The organism is Calothrix anomala FACHB-343, assembly GCF_014696435.1.
Taxonomy (GTDB): Bacteria; Cyanobacteriota; Cyanobacteriia; order Cyanobacteriales; family Nostocaceae; genus Aulosira; species Aulosira anomala_A.
This window is the reverse complement of record NZ_JACJQG010000055.1, coordinates 58,792-64,791: the sequence shown is the minus strand read 5'-3', so window position 1 is coordinate 64,791 and position 6,000 is coordinate 58,792. Positions and strand designations below refer to the sequence as shown.

Here is a 6,000-nt window from a genome sequence, read left to right as displayed (position 1 = left end):
GGAGAAAAAGATTTAGTTTGAGATTTAATCTCATAGCTGGTTTGTACAACTATGAGCTTCGTCTTCCCAAAACTGAATCTGTCTAACTGACTTTTGCAAGAGGTCTACTGTTGATCAATGCCCCATGCCCCAATTAAAACTCATCATTAAAATCATCTGTGATGACGGGCACAAAGGGAAATTGCAGGATAAATTTAGTTTGATGATTTTTACTTTCTGCCCAGATTAGCCCATTCATGTATTCAACGAGTTTTTTGACTAATGTTAAACCTAAACCTGTACCGCTATGTTTCCACGGATCTTGGTTGGGAATGCGATAAAATTTATCGAAAATTCGCGGGAGTTCTTCAGGGGAAATTTCTACGCCTGTGTTGCTGACGATGATTTGTAAGCAGGATGATTGCTGTTGTCTTGGATGCTGAATTCTCTGGGGCTTGGCTGTTTTGTCTTCACAAACGCTGACATCTAAAGAAATTTTTTCGCCTGGGGGAGTATATTTCCAAGCGTTGTTGAGTAGTTCTGTAATAATGCGGCTGAGGCTGAATGAATCAATATTAATTGTTGGTAACTCAGGTGCAAGATTGACTTTAAAACTTTGCTGTTGATTGTGAATTAATCTTTCAAATGGCTCAATGATATGCAACATTAAGTACTGAAGATTAATATTTGTCTGTTGTTGCGGATATGTTCTGGCTTCTAAATGTTGCAGGCTTAAAATGTCTTCTAGTAGTTGGAGTTCGCGATCGCAATTTTCTTGTAAAACTGTCAGATATTGTACAGTTTGACTATCCTGATAAAATGATGGATAAATCTCCGCCGTTGGTTTATCTTCAGGCTCAAGTAAGCTACTCAATAATTGAATCATCATTTTCATGTTGGCAATGGGCGATCGCAATTCATGGGTAACGGTATTGAGAAAATCGTCTTTGAGTTGGTTAATCCGTTGTAGTTCTTGAATTTGGCTTTGGGCGGCGGCATATAGACGGGCTTGACGCAAAGCGATCGCGCATTGGTTGGCTACTTGTTGGACTAATTTAACCTCTATATCCGAAAAAATCGCTTGATTGTTTTTAAATAACCATAAATCGCCCAAAATTCCCGTTTCTTCTACTCTATCGTCAAAAATACTACAGGCTAAAATCGCGGAATTCTGGGAATTTGCGGTTCGGGGAATTTGACAAAAGGCACAATATGACCTTTGCTGTTGCAATTGCTGATAAATTTCCGGTGTTTCTGTCAGGTATAACATGTGACTCTGATTGACAGTCTCCCCGGACATTGCATATTGGTAGCGAATGTTGGCGGATTGGCGATCGTAAAGTACAGCATCGCAGCAATTCACCTGTAAGGCGATCGCTAATTCTTCTACAGCACTTTGCAGAATTTGATGCGGATCGAGAGAATCCCGAACTTTATCGGAGATGCGTTTGACTGTGGCGGCAAAATTTAACGATTGCTGTAATTCGGAGGTACGCAGTTCTACTTGTCTTTCTAAATCGCTATTTAATAGTTGGAGTTGGGTTTGGGCGTGTTGACGTTCTTGAATTTCCTCTTCTAATCGCTGGCGATGTTGTTGAATAAATAATTGATTTCTAATTCTTGCTAGTACTTCTAATTCTTGAAATGGTTTAGTAATATAGTCCTGTCCCCCCAATTCAAAAGCGCGGATTTTATCGTTGACTTCATCCAAGGCGCTAATAAAAATAATCGGAATTTTTGGCGTTCCTTCTAAAGTTCTTAATTTTTGACAAACTTCATAGCCGTTCATTTCTGGCATATTAATATCCAGCAAAATTAAATCCGGCGGATCGCGCTGGGCTGCTTGTAATGCCATTCTGCCATTGAGAGATTTACGCACAGTATAACCCTGTAACTCTAGCATTTTTGATAACAACCGCAAATTATCCGGGGTATCATCGACTAGCAAAATATTGGTTTGCGATGCAGGTTTGAGTAAATGAGGCATAGGAGTTTTGATTTATCAAGTCAGACAATCCACAATCCAGAAGCTAAAATTCAGTGAGATTAGCGATCGCTTCTAACTGAAAATTATCAACCAAATATTTCAAAGCGTCAGCTAAAGGTTGTTCTTGAGGAGAAATTTGGGCAATGAGTTCGTATAGTTTGGCATCATTGAGATCTAAAGCTGCTTCATGCATCTGACTAATCCAATCGGCGGGCATAATTTGTAAGTCTTGTGGTGTCAGCGATGGGGGCTGTACGCTTGGTTGATGCAAACCTGATGTGGTTCCTGGGCTGTAGAGATAGCCTACCCCTAAGAATTGTGTCATTTTCTCAAACAATGCAGTTTCCGTAAAAGGTTTGGCTAAGTAGTCATTACAACCAGCTTTCATGCTAGCTAAACGGTCTTCTTCAAAGGCAGAAGCAGTCAGGGCAATAATTATCACCTTCTCACCGCCTTCAGTAGCACGGATTTGCTGAGTAGCAATGTAACCATTCATCACGGGCATTTGCATATCCATCCAAATCAGGTGAGGTTGCCATTCACGCCATTGGGCGATCGCTTCTGCACCGTTTTCCACAGCACAAACCTCAAACCCTACTGATTGCAGTAATTTAATCAGTAATTGGCGATTTTCTAGCACATCTTCCGCCACGAGAATCCGGTAAATTGGTTGTCCTGGTTCCAGCCCAATCATATTGCGGGTAGCTGGAGAAGGTACTAAATCTACCGAAGTTGCTACAGATAGGCATACCTGACAAATAAAAGTAGATCCTTGGTTTAAATTGCTACGCACTGTAATCTCACCACCCATCAATCGGGCAAACTGACGGCTAATGGATAAACCTAAACCCGTACCTTGTGCATGGCGTCCCTGTTCTGTTTGTATAAATGCAGTAAAAATCGCTTCTACATCACCCTGAGCAATACCACATCCAGTATCTTCAATTTCTAGATTGAGCGTAATTTTGGGTTGAGAATTAGGAGATTTAGATTGAGTATCGTTTAAGGCTACAGCCTTAGCCCTGACTGTAATTCTACCTGTGGTAGTAAATTTAATGGCATTGCCGAGCAAATTGATTAAAATTTGCCGCAGTTTAGCTTCATCACCATAAACATAATGGGGAACGGTAGCATCCCACTGACTGCTTAAATACAAGCCTTTCTCAGAGGCTTTGAGGGCAAACATATCGTTGATGGAAGCGAACAGGCGATGTAAATCAAAATAGCTGGCGCTGAGGTGTAATTGTCCCGCTTCAATCCGCGACATTTCCAAAACATCATTAATCATCGTCAGTAAGTGTTCGCCACTGCGACTAATGATACTTAAGTTTTCCTGAAATTCACTAGGAGTATCGCGATCGCGCGACATTAATTGGGTAAATCCCAAAATGGCATTCAATGGAGTACGTAATTCATGACTCATTTTGGCGAGAAACTGACTTTTAGCCAAATTAGCGATCGCAGCGCGTTCTGCGGCTTGTTCTAGCGCCTGTTGAGAAAACTCCAGTACTCCCAACATTAAAGTATTGCGCATTTCCCAAGCTGCCTCAATCTCTACAGTTTGCCAAGGTAGGGATGTGGCTTCAACTATTTGTTTCCACAATTCAAACGATTTACGGGGTGACAGACGCATTTCTCCATCATCGGAGAAAGATACAGCTTGATGCGGATCGCCTGCCCAATGAACTATTTGAATTTGCTCTGGTCTAAACCAGACAATATGATAAGATTTTTGCCGCAGCATGATGGAAATAACTAAAACGCCACTAGCAACTGTTTTAAATTCCTGTGCTTGGGGGTAAAGTAGGGATAGAGAATCAGTCACAAACATTGGTTGGCGTTCTTTAGCTAATAGCCAATTCATCAATGCTTGAACTTGCTCGGCTGATGGTGTCTCACCCAGTAGGGAAACTTCATGATCTAAAATTAATGCAGCTCCTTGCGCATGAACTAAATTTAATAATTCAACTTGCTGAAGTCGCAGCACTGGTTCAATTAAACTAATTTCTTGGGCAAAAGCTTGACGCAATTTTTCCTGAATTAATTTTCCCTGTAAGCGATAGCGATTTATTTCTTGTGCTTGTTGGTAAACCAATTCTAGTGAAGCAAACTGTCCGAGAAATTCACAAGCTTTCCGCATTTCATAATCTATATATTTGGGTTGGTAATGATGGCAAGAAATCACCCCCCAAAGTCGTTTTTCGTTAATTAAAGAAATGGACATAGAAGCCGCTACGCCCATATTTTGTAGATATTCCTGATGACAAGGTGACATACTCCGCAAATGAGCGTGGCTGAGATCCAGAGGAGTATCATTTAGAGGATTATCAGTAGGAATTAGCCGCACTGGCTGATAGTTGACATCAGGAATTAGCCGCAGCCAATTTTCGTACAAGAGTTTATAAGCTGGCAGAGTTATATCAGTAGATGGATAATGTAAATTGAGATAAGTTTCCAGGTGAGCGGCTTTATCTTCTGCTACCACAACACCACTATTATCATCAGCAAACTGATAAACCATTACCCGATCGAAGCCAGTTATTTTCCTGGTTTGCTTGACTAACTCAGCGAGCAAATCATTAAAGGTTGCGGCTTGGCGAATTTTGGCGATCGCTGCTTTTAATAGGTAGTGACAGGGTAGAAATTGCTTACTGTTACTAGCTTGAATAGGTTCTAGCTCCATCACCAATAACCCATCACTACGGTGCAAAATAGCTGTAAAATTCTGTGATGGTTTTTTGTGCTGAGTTAATGATGACGCAGCGCTACAAATTCTGACTTTTAAAGGAGAAAATACTTCTAAATTATCTTGTTGTAGATATTGGCAGATTTCCTTAACTTTGGTTTTGGAGCAGAGACAAGCGAGGGGTTTTCCTAACAGCTTTTCTGGCGCAATTCCCAAAAAATGCCGAACATTCTCACTAATTTGGATAATTTCTAATTTTGGTTCGCTTAATGTCAATAATATCCCATGTGGTTGAATTAAACCGGGAGTATGGATCGGTTCGCGATCGCAATTACTGAAATCCATTGTTTCTGCTACCAAAAATTCGCTATTCTTGGCTGTGTCTGATGGCTCCATGACAAAACTTAATCTCTATCTGAAACCACACCTAATAATTTTCTATTAACCAATGACCAATGACAAATAACAAATGACCAATGACCAATGACCAATGACCAATGACCAATAAAAAAAGGTGAGTTAGCATTTAGCATAACGCACCCGCAGCGAGATTCATATTTCTTATTAGTAAACCTACTTATTTCTCAATAAATCTACCTGATTCCATCTTTTTAGCTTTTATATTCAGTCAATTACCTAAAAATCAAATAAATATAAGTTGTTCTCCCCACTGCAAAAATAATCCCAAGTTGATATTTTTTAGAGTTATAAATTACAATCTGGGACATAATCCCAATTCAATATATTAGCAATTTCCACTGGTAGGGTAACTGGATTAAAGGGTTTGAGAACAATGCCTACAACTTGATATTCTTGCATAAATTGTGGGTCTAGCCACCGCGCTGTAGCACTCAACAAAACTACAGGAATATCTTGAGTTTTGATATTTCTTCTGAGTTGTTGCAAAAACATAAAACTGCCACGCATAGATAAATCTAAGACTATCGCATCAGGAGAATTAGATTCAGCCTTTTGCAAAGCTAGAAATGGAGAATCAGCAGTTAATACCGTCCAACCACCTAAATCTTTCAGACAAAGTTCAACTAACTCCCTAACGTTAACTTCGTCATCAAGAAGCAATATAGTTTTGGTAGCTAGAGTCATTTTCGGCAACGTCTGCATATACCTTTCCCAGAAATGAGCAATATTTGTCTCTACTAAAAAAAGGTAAAATACAATAATAAAGAACTAATAAAGAACTAATTTTTTTTCTAACTTTTAACAACATTAGATTGGGGCATGAAAAAACAGACCATTGAAATGGCGTCAGAATGAGGAATTTGGACTGTGGCAATTTTAGATTATTTCTTTGGTACAAGCCCCGCCCCTCTCTCCGAGACGCTACGCG

3 protein-coding genes are annotated in these 6,000 nt (G+C 39.9%); all 3 read right to left on the bottom strand.

The genetic code is table 11. The annotated features are described in order from the left end of the window. Nucleotides 1-133: 133 nt before the first annotated feature. Nucleotides 134-1,966 carry a hybrid sensor histidine kinase/response regulator gene (locus H6G08_RS26215; RefSeq protein ID WP_190548380.1) on the bottom strand — a complete coding sequence of 611 codons (1,833 nt, stop codon included), beginning with the start codon at nucleotides 1,964-1,966 and terminating at the stop codon, nucleotides 134-136. A 43-nt stretch (nucleotides 1,967-2,009) separates the two neighbouring features. Next, nucleotides 2,010-5,048: an ATP-binding protein gene (locus tag H6G08_RS26210; protein ID WP_190548378.1), complete on the bottom strand. Its 3,039-nt coding sequence runs from the start codon at nucleotides 5,046-5,048 to the stop codon at nucleotides 2,010-2,012. 309 nt (nucleotides 5,049-5,357) lie between these two features. After that, complete coding sequence (locus tag H6G08_RS26205) at nucleotides 5,358-5,756, bottom strand: response regulator (protein ID WP_199322751.1); 399 nt, start codon at nucleotides 5,754-5,756, stop codon at nucleotides 5,358-5,360. Between the last annotated feature and the right edge of the window lie 244 nt (nucleotides 5,757-6,000).

Bases quoted from the DNA above. Each gene is read 5' to 3' on its own strand.
- H6G08_RS26215 (WP_190548380.1), bottom strand. From the start codon at position 1,966: ATGCCTCATTTACTCAAACCTGCATCGCAAACCAATATTTTGCTAGTC.
- H6G08_RS26210 (WP_190548378.1), bottom strand. From the start codon at position 5,048: ATGGAGCCATCAGACACAGCCAAGAATAGCGAATTTTTGGTAGCAGAA.
- H6G08_RS26205 (WP_199322751.1), bottom strand. From the start codon at position 5,756: ATGACTCTAGCTACCAAAACTATATTGCTTCTTGATGACGAAGTTAAC.